This window comes from Synechococcus sp. SynAce01 (assembly GCF_001885215.1).
Taxonomy (GTDB): Bacteria; Cyanobacteriota; Cyanobacteriia; order PCC-6307; family Cyanobiaceae; genus Regnicoccus; species Regnicoccus frigidus.
The window spans coordinates 26,111-44,362 of the sequence record NZ_CP018091.1 but is presented as its reverse complement, the minus strand read 5'-3'; the positions used below and the strand labels follow the sequence as shown (position 1 = coordinate 44,362).

Sequence of the window (18,252 nt, the reverse complement as noted above, 5' to 3'; positions counted from 1 at the left end):
ATGGCGTTACCGGGCATCAGCAACGCCAACGAGTTCTATTCGGCGCACTACCTCGAGAGCGTGCTGACAGGCGACATCAAGAAGGTGCGTGAGCGCTGGGCGGAGCAGGCCAAGGCCGAGCTGGAAGCGGATCCGACAGCGGAGGTGAGCACCCCGGAGGCCCAGTTCAAAGCACTGCGCAAACCCTGGCAGAAGCTGCGCGAGGCCGAACTTGGCATCACCAACGATCCGGCCGAGCGGTTGCGGCTGCAGCGGGAGCTGTTCTTCCAGCCGCTGCTGGAGGCCCTGAACTACCCCTACGCCCCCAAGCCAGAAGCCGTACTGATCGGCGGTGAGGCCTACCAGCTGCCCCTGCTGGCTGAGGTGCGCAACGCCAAGGGCGAACCCTGGCTGTGGGTTGTGGAGTGCTTCAACCCCAGCGATGAGCCCACCGATCCGCTCGATCTCACCATCCACGGGCGGCAGATCCTCGACCCGACGCTGGGACTGGTGCTGCCGGGCGAAGCCTGGGAGGCGCTGATCAGCGAACGGGTGTTTGGCCAGGAACTGCCGCCGCGCTGGGTGCTGGCGGTGAGCCGTGATCAGCTGCTGCTGATCGACCGGCAGAAGTGGGCCGCCTCCAGGCTGCTGCGTTTTGAGCTCGTCACCCTGCTGGGCGAGAACAACCCCGATGCGCTTTTGGCGGCGGCCACCCTGCTGCACCGCGAGCACACCTGCCCGCAAGGGGGCGGCACGCCGCTGCTCGATGAACTCGATGAGAACAGCCACAAGCACGCCTATGAGGTGAGCGGCGATCTCAAATACGCCCTGCGCCGCTCTATCGAGCTGCTCGGCAACGAGGCGATCCACTGGCGCCGCAGCCGCAATGAGGGCGTGTTCAAGGGCAAAACCGACGCCGAGCAACTCACGCGCGAATGCCTGCGTTACATGTACCGGCTGCTGTTCCTCTTTTATATCGAGAGCCGGCCAGATCTGGGCTATGCGCCGATGGGCAGCGATGTGTATCGCCTGGGCTACAGCCTCGAAAGTCTGCGGGAGATGGACACTGCTGAGCTCTCCAGCGAGGAAGATCAGGAGGGCACCTACATCAGCGACTCGCTGAACCGGCTGTTCCAGCTGATCTGGGAGGGCTTCCCCAAGCGCGACGACGCCACAGCCCAGCTGCCCCTGGCTGATACCGACGACCCCTTCCACAACAGCTTCCGGCTCACGCCCCTGAAGGCGCACTTGTTCGACCCCGAGCGCATGCCCAGCCTCACGCGGGTGCGCTTCCGCAACGTGGTGCTGCGGGAGGTAATCGAACTGATGTCGCTGACGCGGGAGAAGAGCGGCAAGCGGCGGGGCCGGGTGAGCTATGCGCAGCTGGGCATCAACCAACTGGGTGCGGTGTACGAGGCCCTGCTGAGCTTCCGGGGATTCTTCGCAGAAGAAGACCTCTTCGAGGTGCAGCCCCCACCCAAGAAAGGCGGTAGGCCTGCGGCCGAGGGCGATGAAGCCGCCGAAGAGAACGAAAGCGATGGCGACGACAACCGCGCCAGCGGCCAGGCCACAGGCCAGGGGCACGACGAGTTGGAGGTGGGTCACTTCGTGAGCGCTGAGCAGCTCAAGGCCTACAGGCGCGAAGAGATCGTGCCCGATCCAGCCACCGGCACGCCGAAGTGTTACCCAAAGGGCAGCTTCATCTACCGCCTGGCGGGGCGTGACCGGCAGAAGAGCGCCAGCTTTTACACCCCAGAAGACCTCACCCGCTGCCTGGTGAAGTACGCGCTCAAGGAGTTGCTGGCGGGGCTCACGGCAGCCCAGATCCTCAAGCTGCGGATCTGCGAACCCGCCATGGGTTCAGCCGCGTTCCTCAATGAGGTGGTGAACCAGCTGGCCCAGGCCTACCTGGAACGGCGCCAGCAGGAAACCGGCAAGAGCATCCCCCATGAGCAGTACGCCACCGAGCTGCAGAAGGTGAAGATGCGCCTGGCCGACCAGAACGTGTTCGGCGTGGACCTCAACCCGGTGGCGGTGGAGCTGGCGGAGGTGAGCCTCTGGCTCAACAGCATCTTCACGCCCGAAAATGGCCGGGCGTTCATCCCCTGGTTCAGCCAACAACTGGTGTGCGGCAACTCCCTGATCGGTGCCCGACGTCAGATCTATCGGCTGAGCCAGCTGCCCACCAGCACCACTCGCAGCGCCAGGCCCCGCAGGCTCTGGCACGAGCACGCCCCGGAGGAACTGGCCTGGGATGCAGAGCTACCAGCGGATGGGATCTTCCACTTCCTGCTGCCCGATCCAGGCATGGCCGCCTATGGCGACAAGGTGATCAAGGAGCTGGAACCAGAGGCTATCGAGCGCTGCAAACGCTGGAACAAGGCGTTTGTGGGCGAGGTGTTCACCGAAGCGCAGATTTCCCACCTGCTGCGGCTCAGCAAGCTGACGGACTCACTGATGCAGGACTGGGCCCAGCAACTGGCCCAGCTGCGCCAGCGCACCACCGACCCGCTGCCGGTGTGGGAGGAGCCAGGAGTTCAGGAGCCCAGCGGAGCAGCCGATGCCGCCTGGATCCCGCTGCAGCTGAAAGACCGCATCCAGGAGCAGGAGGTGCTGGGCCGTGACGTGGCCAACACCAATGCACGGTTACGGCTGAAGTGGGCGATGGACTACTGGTGTGCGCTCTGGTTTTGGCCGATCAAGCAGGCGGTTTCATTGCCGAGCCGGGATAGCTGGCTGCTGGAGCTGAGCATGATCCTGGGCGATCTGGAGCAGGGCGTATCGCCAGAACCTGGCCAGGGAAATCTGTTTGCCGACACGCAACCGGTGCAGCTGGCGGTGGATTTTTCCGACCGCCACGGCTTCGTGGACGTGCAGAAGCTCAAAGAAGAGTTCGAACGGCTGCGGCAGGTGGAGGCAGTGACGGCCCGCATCCGGCCACTGCATTGGGATCTGGAGTTCGCCGACCTACTGGCGGGCGGTGGCTTTGATCTGATCGTGGGCAACCCGCCCTGGCTAAAGGTGGAGTGGGAAGAGAAGGGCGTAATCGGCGATGCCGACCCGATGGTGCTGATCCGCAAGGTGAGCGCCAGCGAGCTGGCCAAGCGGCGGGGGGAGGCAGTGGCTGTGCACCCAGATCTGCGGGCGGCCTACCTGGAGGAGTTTGAGGGGCAGAACGGCAGCCAGGCGTTTCTCAATGCGGTGGGCAACTATCCGCTACTTAAGGGCAGCCAGACCAACCTCTACAAGTGCTTCCTACCCCAAGCCTGGCGAGTGGCTTCAGATCAGGGGGTGCAGGGGTTCCTGCATCCGGAAGGGGTCTATGACGACCCGAAGGGCGGTGAGTTGCGGGAGGTGCTTTATCGATGGCTGCGTGGACACTTCCAATTCGAGAATGAGTACAAACTCTTTGCCGAGATTCATAACACCGTTAAATACAGCATCAACGTGTATCAAAAGCAAGCAGCAGATCAAACCCAGATCAGATTTGTTTCTCTTGCCAATCTCTTTGCGGCTTCATCTCTCTCTGAATGCTTTAACTCTGAAGGTGGTGGTCTAGTCCCAGGCATCAAGGACACAAAGAGCCGCTGGGAGCTTAAAGGCCATCCACAAAGAGTGATTTCCGTTGATGAGCAAACCCTTCGGCTTTTCGCCCGCCTCTATGACGAACCAGGGACCCCCGCCAATCAGGCCCGTTTGCCGGCACTCCATTCTCAGCAACTTCTGAATGTGCTGGAGAAGTTCGCCGCTGCACCGAAACGGCTGGGCGATTTGCAGGGTGAGTACATTGCCTTAGAGATGTGGCATGAAACCAACGCCCAGAAAGACGGCACAATCCGCCGCGAAACCAGCTTTCCGCCAGATCCATCAGAGCTGATCCTTTCTGGTCCCCTATTCAATGTAGCCAACCCTCTCTATCAAACCCCAAAAGCGATCTGCAATACAAACAGAGCTTACGACTGCCTCGATCTCACTACCCTGCCCGATGACTACCTGCCCCGCACCAACTACCGGCCGGATGTGTCGCCTGCTGAATACCGTGCTCGCACGCCACGGGTGCCGTGGGGGGAGAAGTATCCGGTGACGGAGTTTTACCGGGTGGCCCATCGCAAACGCCTTAGTCAGTCAGGCGAAAGAACTCTTATCCCGTCGATTGCTCCTCCCAAGACTGGCCACGTGATCAGCGTGGTGACCACTGTCTTTGCCGAGCAGATCAAGGCTATTGACTTCTGTGCACTGCTGCAGTCAATTCCTCTTGACTTCTATTTGAAATCAACAGGGAAGTCGGATCTGACAGCTGGCGACATGCAGTTATTTCCTCTTCAGGCCACAAGTAATCGAAACAAGCTGCGTCTACGAACCCTCTCCCTCAACTGCCTCACCACCCACTACGCCGATCTCTGGAGCGAGTGCTGGGATGATGCCTTCCGTCAGCAACGCTGGGCAAAAAACGATCCCCGCCTGTCTAACAGCTTCTTCACCAACCTCACCCCCACCTGGCAACGCGATTGCGCCCTGCGCACCGATTACATGCGCCGCCAAGCGCTGGTGGAAATCGACGTGCTCGTGGCCCAGGCCCTCGGCCTCACCCTCGATGAACTCATCACGATCTACCGGGTGCAATTCCCGGTGATGCAGCAATACGAACGCGACACCTGGTACGACCAGAACGGCCGCATCGTCTTCACTGCCAGCAAGGGGCTCACAGGCGTTGGCTTCCCACGCAAGGGCTCAGGCCGCGGCGCCAACAAAACCACCGGCTGGGAAGACATTAGTGAAATGACCTCCGGCACAGTGTCACGCACGATCATCGATGACACGCTGCCCGGTGGGCCGGTGGAGCGCACGATTACCTATGAAGCCCCGTTTGATCGGTGCGATCGGGTGGGGGATTACCGGGTGGCTTGGGTTTTTTTTGAGCAGCACCGCGTGGGCTCATGACCATCTATGAAGACACCAACTCCAAGCCCCTGCTCGATCTATTGGATCGGGTCCACACCGGCGATATGGTGTTGCCCGATTTCCAGCGCGATTTCGTCTGGGAGCCCAGTGCTACCCAGGCGCTGATCGTCTCGATCGCCAACAACTACCCCGCCGGCAGTATCCTGCGCGTGCGTGATCGTCAGAGAGCTTTCTCCAGCCGCGAGTTTGAAGGAGCTCCTGCAGCCAACACCGAGCACACGTTCTTAGTGCTCGATGGCCAGCAGCGACTCACCTCCCTCTACCAGGCTTTCTATGGGGTTGGCGATCACCGCTACTACCTCGACATCCGCGCCCTGATCGACGGTGCCGATTTCGAAGACGCCATTGGCTATCTGCGCCACAACAGAAAAGCCGTAGCCAAGCGAGAGGCGTTCGAGCTGCAGGCCGAGCAGCTCCTGCTTCCACTCTCCCTACTCAATAAGGGCAGCACAGGTTTTTCCAAGTGGGGCATTCAGGTGGCCCGTACCCGCCAAGGTGAAGAGCGCGACCAATTGGAGGATCAGCTTCAGGATCTGGAAGCTCAGTGGATCAACCGCATTGACCAATACGTCTTCCCAGTCGTCACCCTTTCCGCAGAGACCGAGCCCGCGGCCCTCTGCACGATCTTCGAAACGCTGAACCGCACCGGCGTGAAGCTCAGCGTGTTTGAGCTGCTCACTGCCCGCTTCTGGAGCCGAGACCTCAAGCTGCGCGAGCTTTGGGAGCAGGCCCACAGCGATCACCCCTTGATCGCTCAGTTCGATGTCGACCCTTACTACGTGCTGATGGCCATCGCCCTGGCTGGCGGCAAAACCCCCAGCTGCAAACGCGGCGACGTGCTCAACCTCAGTGCCGAGCAGGTCACCACCTGGTGGGAGCCCGTGACCCGTGCCCTGGCGCTCTCGCTCACGATCCTCCACGACGACTGCTGGGTGCTCCAGCCCAAGTGGCTCCCCTACAACACCATGCTCGCGCCGATGGCTGCTGCCCTCGCTCGTGCCGGTGCCGGCAAGGGCGTAGCTGTGGGTGCCCAGCGCGAGCAGATCAAGCGCTGGTTCTGGTGCTCGGTGTTCAGTCAGGCCTACGAGAGCTCACCAAACACCCAGAGCGGCCGCGACGTGAGTGAGCTGATCCCCTGGCTAAGTAAGCCAACTGCGCCAGCGCCAGAGAACGTACGCAGCTTCCGATTCAACCCCGACCAGCTCAGGGATGTGACTCCCCGCCAGCGCTCTCTCTACCGTGCCACGATCTGCCTGATCCTCGCCAGTGGCGATCGCCCACTCGACTTTCACAGCCGTGCCGTGCTCAACGATCAGCTGCTCGCCAGCAACGGCATCGACGACCACCACATCTTCCCTGCCAAGTTCCTAGATGACCGTGGCATCGACTCTCGCCATCGCGACTGCGTGCTCAACCGCTGCTTAATCGACAGTGCCACCAACCAGCGCATCAGCTGCAGTGCCCCTTCCACCTACATGGCAGAACTGCGCGACGAACCCGGCTTCCCTATGCGGGCCGTGCTCAGCAGCCATTTGATTCCCCATGGACCGGAGTCAGGGCTGTGGAACGACGACTACAAGCGATTCCTGCAGCAGCGGCTGGAGCTCATTGCCTCAGCAATCAGCAGAGTTGGAGGCCTGATCTATCCACCTGACGGATAGCTCTGCTGCACCTCTGCAAGACCGTCTGGATTCATCACAGCCATCTACTCGATCAGACCCATGACAGATCAAACTTCCCATCCGTTAGTCGCCTATCCTGAAGAGGCTAGGATCGCTTACGTCTCTCTGCTGGGAGAGCTGTGCTACGTAGATCGTCACTTCGACGAGCATGAGCGCAAGCTACTCGATGAGCAGATGGAGCAGCTGCAAATCACCGATCAGGGCAAAGCTCGGGTATACGCCGCTGTCTATGATTTGAAGGACTCCCATCGTGACGCCATCATTGCTGGCATCCAAGCCCTTTCCGACTCGGATCTGCGTTTCACGCTGATTGCTGATTTATTCCTGATGGCCCTTGCTAACGGTTCCATCTCTGTTGAAGAGCAAGAGTACGTTCTTATTCTCGGCCGACAGCTGGAGGTCGGGGATGAACAAATCGAGGCGATCAAGCAGGTGCAGTTCAACCTATGGCAGATCAGGAATACGCCAAGCGACTCAGACTCCTTTAACAGACTTATCAAGGAAAGCGCTTCTAGCCTTGCTGGTGCTGGTGTTCCCATTGCTGCTATCGCCGCCTCGGGCTCAGTTTTCGGCCTCAGCGCTGCTGGCATCACCTCTGGGCTAGCCGCCTTGGGCGCCTTGGTCGGCGGCGGCATGTTGGCTGGCACAGTTTTGGTCGTCCCGGCCATTGCCGCAGGTTCCATCTGGGGCGTGAAAGCACTTGTGGACCTTGTCCTCAAGAAGGACTGAAGCACCGACACTCCTCATCACTAAGCACCAAGTGCCATGACAGATTCGTCAATCACACCTAATGAGTCGATGGCAACTAGCGCCATAATTGCCAAAGGCTTGGTCGAGAACCTGCCAGTAATCATCGACGGCTTTAAGTCCATCTATGCTCTGCGAGCCAAAGAAGATGCCTTCCGAGAGGCGCTTCAGGCTCGCTGTGCAGAGCTGCAGATCAATAGCCAGAACTTCAGCACCCTAGTTCAGGGCCTGACCGAACTTTCCAAGAATGAGGGGGCTGATGAAGAAACAAAAGCCATGTATCGAGATATGATCCGCAGTCTGTTTGACCTGTTCGCCTTGCGCTCCCGGGACTCCAGTGCTTTTTCCGATTTCATGAATTCCTGAGTCACAGCATGTGGGGGATCAATCTTGTCGTCGTCGGCCAAATCCTAGGTAGAGTCGTGCTGAAGGATATCTTGTCCGGTAATCACGGAGCCCCAAAGATCATCCGCGACAAGATCATTGTTTGTGTTGCGAACAATGATCTTGCCATGGCCAAAATCATGGTGCGCTCAGTTGCTCAGCAGGACAAGACTCTGTATAATGATCTGAAGCGGGAATTGCGTGACAAGCTGTCGGAGGAAGAATGGCAGCAGATCTTTTCAGGTTGATTGACTTTCTCTTTGATTTGAGGGACAAGGCGTCATGGAAGACAGTCCGCAATCTTGAGATTCCATGTATGGGGGCCATTCCCAGCCTTATCTGCGCGATGTGGTGAACGACTGAGCCATGCAGAAGCCCGCTTGATGCATTTGCGCTTCAAGGGCTAGGATTGACGCAAAAGCAACAGAGCCATGCCCGTCGTTGATCGCGCCCCACCCGCTCCCCCAGTAGCGGCCTCGCTATCCGATGCCCAGTTGCTGCAGCAGGCAGTGCTCCGCACGGCCGACCAGCTGGATCTGAGCCGCACGGACCTGGCCAGGGTGCTGGGGAAAGATCGTTCCACGCTCACTCGTGCCAAGGGCATTGACCCAGCGTCCAAAACCGGTGAACTGGCGCTGCTGCTGATCCGTCTGTACCGCAGCCTGTCGGTCCTTGTCGGTAACGACCGCGAGCATCTGCGTCACTGGTTTCACACCGCCAACCGACACACCGGTGGTGTGCCGGCCGAGCAAGTACAGCGCACCGAAGGGCTTGTCGAGATCGCGCAGTACCTAGACGCCATGCGTGCTCCCATCTAAGTGGAGGGTCTGCGCGCCATCGCAGTTTCAGCACCTGAGGTTTCTCTGCAGGGAACGGTGCTGCGGCTGGTGCAACAGCAGGGTATCGATAGCCTTGGCCCGTTGGTTGATGACCTCGAGCAGCTGGCACGCCTGGAAGCATTGGTGGAAACCAGCAAGCCCCGGCTCCAACCCTCCGGGTCCGATGCTCCCAGCCATCCGCTCCTGTCCACGCCATTTCGCTATCCCCCGCTTCGGCATGGCTCGCGCTTCGGCAGTCGCCAAACGAGGGGGATGTTCTACGGCTCACGCTGCCGCAGCGGTTCACTTGTGGAAGGCGCCTACTACGCCCTGCTGTTCTGGGAAGGGTTGATCGACCCTCCGAGGGCACCGATTCTCCGGCGGCAGACGCTGTTTTCAGTTGTGATTCAGACTCGCCGCGGATTGCAGCTGCAGGCCATTGCGGATGTGGCCATCCAGGCCGCCCTCCGCGATCCGATTCACTACGAGTCCACGCAGCTTCTGGGGGGATGGATTCGAGATCGGGGAGTCGAGGTCTTTGAGTACCTCAGTGCCCGTTCCAGCGAAGCACTTGTGCAGGTAGGCGTCTTCACCCCATCGGTGTTTCAGTCCACCCCCTTTGATCAGGTGGACATCACCGCTGAAGTAACAGCAGACCACACTTCATTTCTGTGCCACGACGACAACGTGCTGCATCGCTACCCGCGTGCGCGGTTTCTGATCAATGGACAACTACCAAATGCTGCTTGCTGATCACTCTTCAGGTTCAAACGTGTGCTGCATCTATTCATAACCTTTGGCAGAACAACGATCTCGGCTAACATGATCTCTTAATCGGCAGCACACTTTGCTCCCCTCAGTCGTTGCTAGCGAGCTGGAGCAGGTAGCTTCCGATGCCATCCGCACGGCCTTTCACCCCACAACTCCAGGCTTCACAGGGCTGATCGAGCGTTTCCTTGCCGAGCGTGAGCGGTTGCTCAAGGGTCCCTACATCTCCGTCGCGCTGCCCTTCCACGAAGGCTCCGGCCGCAACTGGTTTCCCCACATCCCCCTGCCCTTTCCGCCCTACCGCCACCAGGAGAAGGCCTTCGATCGGCTGCTGCCCGGCACACCCCGCAACACCCTGGTGGCCACCGGCACCGGCTCCGGCAAAACCGAGTGCTTCCTGCTGCCGATCCTCGAGCACTGCCGCCAGCAGCACAGCCAGGGCCGCAAGGGGATCAAGGCGATCCTCATCTACCCGATGAATGCCCTGGCCACCGACCAGGCCCGGCGCATCGCCGATCTCATCCACTCCATCCCGTCCCTGGCCGGTCTGCGCGCAGGTCTCTACATCGGGGCTGCCGATGAAAGCCCCACCGCGGCGATGACCGCCACCAGCGTCATCACCGACAAGAACGCCCTGCACAAGGCGCCGCCCGACATCCTGCTCACCAATTACAAGCAGCTCGACTACCTCCTCATCCAGCCCCATGTGCAGGGCCTCTGGGCCCACAACCATCCCATTGCCGATGGCACCAGCACCCTGCGCTATCTGGTGGTGGATGAGTTCCACACCTTCGATGGCGCCCAGGGCACCGATCTGGCCTGTCTGATCCGCCGCCTGCGTGATCGCCTCCACTGCCCCGGCGATGCGTTGGTGTGCGTCGGCACCTCCGCCACCCTCGGTGGCCCCGAATCCCGCGAGGCGATGCTCCACTACGCCGGCCAGATCTTCTCGAGCAGCTTCGAGGCGGCGGCGCTGATCGAGGAGGAGCGGCTCACGCCCGAGGAGTTCTTTTCCGCCCACACCGCCTACGGGGATGAGGACAGCGGCGGCCTGTTCGCCCTGCCCTTGCCCGGCGTCGAGGCCATCCAGCAGCTCGATCCAGCCAACGCCACCAACCCGCAGACCTACCTGGCCCAGCAGGCGCAGCTCTGGCTGGCAGACACCCTGCTGCCCACGCCCGGCGGTGATGTCCAGGCTGAGAGCTGGCGCCTGGCCCTGGGCCAGAGGCTCGGCACCCTCCCGGCCATCCACAACCTGGTGCGCCAGGCCGCCGGCACCTGCTCCATCGAAACCCTGCTCGAGCGCTTCTCCCGCCAGCTGGGCCTGGGTGATCAGTTCCCGCGTGGCTACCGCGTGCTGCTGCTGGAAAGCCTGCTCGCCCTGGTGGCCCACGCCCGCCGCACCACCACTCTCCTCGATGGCCGCGAGGTGGTGGTGCCCTGGCTCAACCTGCGCCTGCAGCTGTGGCTGCGGGAGCTCAAGCGCATGGTGGCCTCGGTGGAGGCCGAGCCCCAGCTCTGTCATTCCGACGATCTCTCCGGTGGTGACAGCAGCCCCCACCTGCCGGTGGTGCACTGCCGCGACTGCGGCGCCACGGGCTGGACCTCCACCCTCCTGCACCAGGGCAGCAACCGCCTCGATCGCGCCACCAACCTCAAGGCCTTCTACAAGGCCTACTTCTCCGGCGCCCCGGAACTGCGCTATCTCTTTCCGCAGGCAACGGGCCAAGGCGAGCACCGGCTCTGCGCCAGCTGCCTGTCGGTCCATCGGGCGCAGGACATCCCCACGGCTAGCCAGAGCAGCAGCACCCCAGCGGACAGCGGCCAGGGGGTCTGCCCAAACTGCCAGAGCCCCGAGCTGCTGCCCGTGGAGATGCCTGACTGCAAAACCACCGATGACCACAACCACCCCCGCGTCAGCCGCGACTGCCCCTACTGCAGTGCCAAGCAGGGCCTGCTGCTGATCGGTTCCTCCGCCGCCAGCCTCACCAGCACTTGGAGCGCCGCTCTGTTCGCCTCCTCGTTCAACGGAGATAAGAAGCTGCTGGCCTTCTGCGATTCGGTACAGAACGCCGCCCACCGGGCTGGGTTCATCGCCGCCCGCGGCTATCGCACCACCCTGCGCACTGCCCTGACCCGCACTGTTCAACAGCACAGCACCAACTTTGGCAGTGCGATGCGTCTGGATCAGTTGCAGGAGCAGCTGATCGCCGATGGTCAGCAGCTCTTCCCCAAAGAAGTCGACTTCGCCGCCACCTTCTTGCCCCCTGATCTGGAGTGGCTGCGCGAGTGGGACGCCCTGCAGCAGCAGGACATCCCGTCGCTGAATCCCAAAGGCAGTCTTCTGGGCTGGGTGCGCGATCGTCTGCGCTGGGAGGTGGCCGCCGAATTCGGCTACCGCTCACGCCTGGGCTCTTCGGTGGAGCAGGCCGGTGCCCTGGCCGCGGCGGTGGATCCCGCCGCCATCAACGCGCTGCTGCCGGCGCTGCTCACCCGCCTGCAGAACGAAATCGAGCCTCTCCGCCAGGCCCGCAGCAACCAGCTCGAGCAGCTGATCGTGGGGCTGTTGCACCACTGGCGCCAGCGCGGTGCCCTCGTCGTTCCTGAGCTCTTCGGCCGCAGCGGCCAGGGCAGCGAATACCTCCACTCCGGCGGCACCAACACCTACCCCTTCAACCGCATCCCCTACACGCCGCGCTTCGGGTTTTCGGCCCCGCGCCCCACCTTCCCCACCAGCTACCGCGGCAAGGGCGGCTTCGAGCAGCTGGTGCGCGATGGGGGCCGCCCCACCTGGGCCCAGCACTGGCTCAGCCGCACCCTGCAGCCCAGCCAGAGCCTCAACAGCGAGCAGCAGAAAGAGGTGTTGCTCGCGGTGGTGGCGGCCCTGCTGGACGCGGGCCTGCTGCAGGAAACCCGCGGCGGCGCTGAGCGCATCTGGGCTATTCCACCGCCCGCAGTTCAGGTCAGCGCCACCCCTCAGCTGCTGCGCTGCACCTGCTGCGGTGATGGCCAGAGCGTGCTGGCTCAGCAGCTGCCGCTCTGGGATGGGATGGCCTGTGAGGTACGCCATTGCTCAGGCCATTACCGCACCGATCCCCGCGGCGGCCTGCCCCTCTACCGCCGCCTCTATGGCCGCGGCGACGTGTATCGCATCGTCGCCCGTGAGCACACCGGCCTGTTGCCACGGCCGGATCGCGAGCGCCTCGAAACCCAGTTCATCCGCGGCCAATACCGCAGCGATCCCAACCTTCTCTCGGCCACCTCTACCCTGGAGATGGGCATCAACATTGGCGATCTCTCCACCGTGCTGCTCGCCTCGGTGCCGCCCGAGCCCGCCAACTACCTGCAGCGGATCGGCCGCGCCGGCCGCCGGGATGGCAATGCCCTGGTCGGCACCATCGTCACCGGCACCCCCCACGACCTCTACTTCTTCGCGGAGCCGGAGGCGATGCTGCGCGGCCGCGTCAGCCCACCGGGCTGCTATCTCGATGCTGCCGCCATCCTGCGGCGCCAGCTGCTCGCCTTCACCCTGGATCGCTGGGTGCAGAGCGGCATCGATGCCCAGGCCCTGCCTCGCCAGCTCAAACCCGCCCTCGATGCGGTCGAGAAGGCGGGCAACGCAGGACTTCCAGACACCTTCCCTTACACCTGGCTGCAGTGGTGCCAGGCCCATCAGGGCGAGTTGTTGGAGCGCTTTTTGCAGCTCTTCCCCGACCAGCTGGCTGACTCCACCCAACAGGAGCTGCAGCGCATCATTCGCTCCCAGGGAGAAGCGCCGTTGAGCGCTCCCTACGCCAGCGAGCTGATCCAGCGCTTTGAGGAATTGATCGCCGAGCGCAAACGTCTTGGCGCTGAGGCGCGAAAGTTGCGCGAAAGGCTCAAGAAGCTCTCGGGCCGCGACGACGCCTCCCTCACCGAGGCCGAACGAGAGGCGAAAACGGAGATCTACCGAGAGCTCAAGGCCTTCAACCAGCTCCGCAAAGACCTGGAGAACCGGCCCCTGCTGGCCATGCTCACCGATGAGGGCTTCCTGCCCAACTACGCCTTCCCAGAGGCCGGCGTCACCCTCAAATCCGTGCTCTGGCGACGGCTGCCCAGCCGCTCGGGTGGCTCAGCCGATGGCCGCAGCAGCGAGGAACTGCCAACACTGAGCTACGAACGGCCTGCCGCTGTCGCCATCCGCGAGCTGGTGCCCGATGGTCAGTTTTATGCCCAGGGCCGGCGGGTGAAGGTCGATCAAGTCGACCCCAGCCTCAACAGGCCCGAGCGCTGGCGTTTCTGCCCCTCCTGCTCCTTCGCCTGCCGCGGAACCGACGACGACTTCGGCCGCAAGGAGTGCCCACGCTGCGGCCACAGTGGCTATGCCGATCAGGGCCAGGTCAAGGAGATGGCCCGCCTCCGTCAGGTGCAGGCCACCACAGAAGATGCCCGCAGCCGCTTCGGCGACGACAGCGATGAGCGCAACCCCCAGTTCTTCACCCGCCAGCTGCTGATCCTTCCCGACCTAAGCCGGCGGGAAATCTCCCTGGCGATTGAGGACGAGGACTTTCCCTTCGGCGCGGAATACCTGGCCAGCAGCAGCTTCCGCGAGATCAACTTCGGCGAGCCCACCCCCGTCGGCCAGACCCACACCATCGCCGGCAAGGGCCTCAAGGTGCGGGGCTTCGAGCTCTGCAGCAGCTGCGGCAAGGTGCAGCGCGGCCCTGCCAAGGCCAGCAACCACACCTGGGGCTGCCGCTACCGCGACAAGCCCGCCGCCGCTCAGGTGAATCAGCAACTGTTCATGTACAGGGAGTTCAACTCAGAGGCGCTGCGTTTTCTCCTACCCGGCGCCAACTTCTGGGATGAGGCCGGACAGCCCTCCTTCGTGGGGGCCCTGCACTTGGGCCTGCGCCACCGCTTTGGCGGCAAGGTGGATCACCTGCAGTCGGCGGTGGCAGAGGAGCCCCAACCCGGCAGCCAGCAACGCAAAACCTTCCTCTACCTGTTTGATTCGGTGCCCGGCGGTACCGGTTACGTGCGCCAGCTGATGGAGGCCGGCGGCCAAGACCTCAAAGCGGTCTTCGCAGGATCACTGCAATCGCTCCAGGCCTGCCCCTGCAGTGATGGCTGCTATCGCTGCATCTTTCTCTACCGCCAGCGCTTCGATCGGCTGCGCACGAGTAAACGCCGCGCCATCGAGCAGCTCCAGGCCATCCTCAAACGCTGGGGCGATCTCCAGCCCAGCCAGCGCAGCCTCTCGGAGGTGGTGATCAACACCCGCGCCGAAAGCGAACTCGAGCTGCGGTTCATCGACAAGTTGCGCGAGGGCAAGGGAGCACCCGAGGGGGTGACCGTGCGGCTCCAGGACGACCTGATTCATGGTCGCAAGGGCTTCCTTCTCAGCCTCAGCGCCGGTACCCACGTGGTGAGCTGGAAGCTGGAGCAGCAAGTGCCCCTCTCCCCCAGCGAAGGGGTGGATGTCTACTCCCGGGCCGACTTCCTGCTCACTCCCACCGCCGGCGGTAAGCCGATCGCCATCTACACCGATGGCTGGGAGTACCACCGCGGCCGACTGGCCACCGATGCCGGGCAGCGCATGGCGCTGCAACGCAGCGGGCGTTACATGTTCTGGGGCCTCAGCTGGGCTGACGTGGTCGAGAAGCTCCCCAGCGGCCAAGACCAGCTGGAGCCCAACGGCCTGGCCCTCGGAGTTCACCCCACCTTCACTACCAAACCGGAGCTCTATCTGCACTGGTGGCCGAAGCCTCTGCTCCAACAGCTCAAGCTCCCCGACTGCTTTCCCTTCGACAGCGCCCGCCAGGCCCAGACGGCCAGCAGCCTGCAGCTGCTGATGGCCTACCTGCTCAACCCCTCAGAGCGCTGGTGGCAGGGCCTGGCCCACCAATTTGTCCAGGCCCAGCTCGCCCGCACCCCGCTTCACGCACCGGAGCTCAGCACGGCCATTGAGGCGCTCCAGCTCAGGGCCCATGTGGACGAGTGGCAACAATCAGCGGCTGGGCAGGCCATGGGCCAGCGGCTTCCGATCGCTCCAGGCCTTGAGGCCCTCAACCTCGCGGATCTGGATCTTCACCAGCAGCACCACCCTGCCGCCAGCTTCCGCGCCATCCACTTCCAGCCCGAGCCTGCTGCCACCGACCAGCAGCAGCAGGCCGCCTGGCGGGAATGGCTGCGGCAAGCCAATCTCTTCCAGTTCCTGCCCCATCTGCTGCTCTCCACCCCAGGCTGGGGCGGTGCCGAGCAGGCAGCCGCCATCGACCCTTATCAGGTGTGGGTGGACGGCGGCCAACGCGCTCTGTCAGCCGGCGCAACCCCGGGTGCAGCCGACGAGGCCGCCTGGAAGGAGCTCGAGCAGCTGGCGATCCCCAGCGTGCAGACCGTGCTCCAAGTCCTACGCCAGTTGGCCTCCAGGTCCGACGCATCCGAGCCGCCCATCCCACTGCCAATGGCGGGCTTTGAACTGGAAGGCAGCAAAGGTGAGGTGCTGGCCCAAGCCGAGCTGGCCTGGCCCGATCACCAGCTGGCGCTCATTGCTGAGCCAGACGACCGAGCAGCCTTTGAGAACGCCGGTTGGTGCTGCTGGTGCACAGATGATCCACCCGAAAGCACCGCTGAAGCGATCGCGCTCGCTCTTCCGTCCACGACTGCTACTGACCTCCACACCCCAGCAGCCCCATGAGCGACACCCGCCTCACCGTTGCCATCTCCAGCGACTTCCTCAAGGCGCTCAACAAGCTGCCCGAGAAAGGGCGCAGTAAGGCTGCCACCTTCATCTCCAAGTTCCGCAACAATCCCCGCAGTCCGGGCTTGAACTACGAGCGCATCGAAGGTGGCAAGGATCCGATGATCCGCTCCCTGCGTGTTGATCAGGACATCCGCTGCATCGTCAGCGCACCGGAGCAAGGCAACACCTATGTCTTGCTCTGGATCGATAAGCACGACGACGCCTACCAGTGGGCCCGTCGCCGAACCTGTCACGTCAACCGCGTCTCCGGTGCTCTGCAGGTGGTGGATGTGGAGGCAGCCGAAACGGCGGTGGGCGAAACAAACGCTGGCAGTCCAGCGCCAGCTTCCCTCCCAAGCTCTGAACCCACAACGGCACCGGCCCCAGAGCTGCCAATGACGCCAGCCACAGCTCGCGGAGACAGCAACGGGCAGACGGGCCTCTTCTCAGCCTGCAGCAACGACGACTTGATGGTGCTCGGTGTGCCAGAAGCTCTCCTGCCAGCCGTACGGGCCGTTGGAAATGACGAGGCCCTGGCACGGCTGATCGAGTGGCTCCCCCAGGACTGCGTCGATGGCCTCATTCTCCTGGCCGATGGCAAGCCGATCGAGGCGGTGATTGAGGAGCTCGAGCGGCAAAGGCCGGCCCACATCGACCCCAGCGATGTGGCCACAGCTCTGCAGACCCCCGAGAGCCAGGCCCACTTCCTCGTGATCACCGACGACGAAGTGCTCGAAGCCATGCTCTCGGCGCCGCTGGAGCAGTGGAGGGTGTTTCTGCACCCCAGCCAGCGCAAGTTGGTGGATCGACACTGGAACGGTCCGGTGAGGGTGCTGGGTGGTGCCGGTACTGGCAAAACCGTTGTGGCCATGCATCGCACCGCCTGGCTGGCCCAGCGGCTTGCCGATGCCGGTGAGCCTGGCCGGGTGCTGTTCACCACCTTCACGCGCAACCTCGCCACCGACATCCGCAGCAACCTCACCAAGATCTGCAGCACCGAGGCCCTGCAGCGCATCGAGGTGATTCATCTCGATGGCTGGGTGATGAACTTCCTCAAGAACCAGGGCCTGCAGGTTCGGGTGTTTGACGATCAGGCCCGCGACTCGTGCTGGAGCCTGGCCATGGATGTCGCCGACACCACCCTCGGGCTTGATGAGAACTTCTACAGCGAGGAGTGGCAGGAAGTGGTGTTGGCCAATGGCTGCCGCACCCGCGATGACTACCTGATGGCACGCCGTGTCGGCCGCGGCACTCGCCTCACGCGGCAAAACCGCGCCCAGATCTGGCCAGTGTTCGATGCCCTGCGGGCTGAGTTCCGCCAGCGCGGGCTGTGGGAGCCCGAGGAGGCCAAACAGGCCGCGGCTGACCTGTTGTCCAACGCCGCCCAAGCCCCCTTGTTCACCGCAGTGGTGGTGGATGAGGCGCAGGATCTCGATGTTGCCTCATTCCGCCTCATTCGTGCCCTGGCCGGTGAGCAGCACGCAGACGACCTGTTCATCGTCGGCGATCCCCACCAGCGCATTTATGGCAAACCTGTGGTGCTCAGCCGCTGCGGTGTCGAGATCCGTGGCCGCTCCCGCAAGCTGCGCATCAACTACCGCACCACCGAGGAAACGCGCGCCTGGGCCACGGCCGTGCTCCAGGGGCTCGACTTCGACGATCTCGACGGCGGCAGCGACCCCGCCAGTGACTACCGATCGCTGCTTCACGGCGAACACCCGCTCGTGCAGGGCTTTGAGGATCCGGCCGACGAGCAGCGCTTCCTTGTCGAAAAACTGCGTCAGATCCAGCAGGAGCAGGGCAGCCTGTCGGGCACCTGCGTGACCGCTCGCACTCAGAAAGCGGTCGAGAAGCTCAACGGCCTGCTGGAACGGGAAGGCTTCGCCACCCGTGTGATCAAGGCCAGCGAATCCGATGACCCGAGTGATCCAGCCCTGCGCCTAGCAACCATGCACCGGGTCAAAGGCCTGGAGTTCGATCAGATGTTCATCCCAGGGCTCGATAGCGACCAGATGCCCTACCGCTACATACTCAATCGCCGACCTGACCAGATCTCACGGGAGCAATTCGAGCAACAGGAACGCTCCCTCCTGCACGTTGCAGCCACTCGCGCCAAAAAACGGGTAGTGGTTACTTTCACTGGCCAGGGTTCGCCGTATCTGAGTGTGGAATGACTACCTTCTACGTG

The 18,252-nt window shown here is 62.8% G+C and carries 9 protein-coding genes; all 9 read left to right on the top strand.

Translation table 11 applies throughout. From position 1 onward, the window contains the following. The gene (locus BM449_RS00195; RefSeq protein ID WP_071799596.1) at positions 1-4,920 is read left to right on the top strand and encodes a class I SAM-dependent DNA methyltransferase; all 4,920 of its coding nucleotides are present in this window, start codon (positions 1-3) and stop codon (positions 4,918-4,920) included. Next, on the top strand, positions 4,917-6,602 hold the full coding sequence (locus tag BM449_RS00190; protein ID WP_071799595.1) for a DUF262 domain-containing protein: 1,686 nt from the start codon (positions 4,917-4,919) through the stop codon (positions 6,600-6,602). Before BM449_RS00195 ends, BM449_RS00190 begins: the two co-directional genes overlap by 4 nt. 60 nt (positions 6,603-6,662) lie before the next feature. Then, a complete protein-coding gene (locus BM449_RS00185) occupies positions 6,663-7,352 on the top strand; it encodes a TerB family tellurite resistance protein (RefSeq protein WP_071799594.1) in 690 nt (229 codons plus the stop codon). Between the two features lie 36 nt (positions 7,353-7,388). Beyond that, on the top strand, positions 7,389-7,736 hold the full coding sequence (locus tag BM449_RS00180) for a hypothetical protein (RefSeq protein WP_145536966.1): 348 nt from the start codon (positions 7,389-7,391) through the stop codon (positions 7,734-7,736). Positions 7,737-7,792: 56 nt separating this feature from the next. Next, positions 7,793-8,002 (top strand): hypothetical protein, encoded by a 210-nt coding sequence (locus tag BM449_RS00175; RefSeq protein WP_162922793.1) that lies wholly within the window; start codon positions 7,793-7,795, stop codon positions 8,000-8,002. A gap of 183 nt (positions 8,003-8,185) precedes the next feature. Further along, positions 8,186-8,572, top strand: a complete 387-nt coding sequence (locus BM449_RS00170) for an MbcA/ParS/Xre antitoxin family protein (RefSeq protein ID WP_071799591.1) — start codon at positions 8,186-8,188, stop codon at positions 8,570-8,572. After that, positions 8,573-9,325 carry an RES family NAD+ phosphorylase gene (locus BM449_RS00165; protein ID WP_071799590.1) on the top strand — a complete coding sequence of 251 codons (753 nt, stop codon included), beginning with the start codon at positions 8,573-8,575 and terminating at the stop codon, positions 9,323-9,325. A 94-nt stretch (positions 9,326-9,419) separates the two neighbouring features. After that, positions 9,420-16,019: a DEAD/DEAH box helicase gene (locus tag BM449_RS00160; protein ID WP_071799589.1), complete on the top strand. Its 6,600-nt coding sequence runs from the start codon at positions 9,420-9,422 to the stop codon at positions 16,017-16,019. Then, positions 16,016-18,238, top strand: coding sequence for a UvrD-helicase domain-containing protein (locus tag BM449_RS00155; RefSeq protein WP_071799588.1), 2,223 nt, complete (start codon positions 16,016-16,018; stop codon positions 18,236-18,238). The genes BM449_RS00160 and BM449_RS00155 overlap by 4 nt, the downstream gene beginning before the upstream one ends. The last annotated feature ends 14 nt before the right edge of the window (positions 18,239-18,252 follow it).

Excerpts from the sequence above, each read along its gene's own strand:
- BM449_RS00195 (WP_071799596.1), top strand. The coding sequence starts at position 1 with ATGGCGTTACCGGGCATCAGCAACGCCAACGAGTTCTATTCGGCGCAC.
- BM449_RS00190 (WP_071799595.1), top strand. The coding sequence starts at position 4,917 with ATGACCATCTATGAAGACACCAACTCCAAGCCCCTGCTCGATCTATTG.
- BM449_RS00185 (WP_071799594.1), top strand. The coding sequence starts at position 6,663 with ATGACAGATCAAACTTCCCATCCGTTAGTCGCCTATCCTGAAGAGGCT.
- BM449_RS00180 (WP_145536966.1), top strand. The coding sequence starts at position 7,389 with ATGACAGATTCGTCAATCACACCTAATGAGTCGATGGCAACTAGCGCC.
- BM449_RS00170 (WP_071799591.1), top strand. The coding sequence starts at position 8,186 with ATGCCCGTCGTTGATCGCGCCCCACCCGCTCCCCCAGTAGCGGCCTCG.
- BM449_RS00155 (WP_071799588.1), top strand. The coding sequence starts at position 16,016 with ATGAGCGACACCCGCCTCACCGTTGCCATCTCCAGCGACTTCCTCAAG.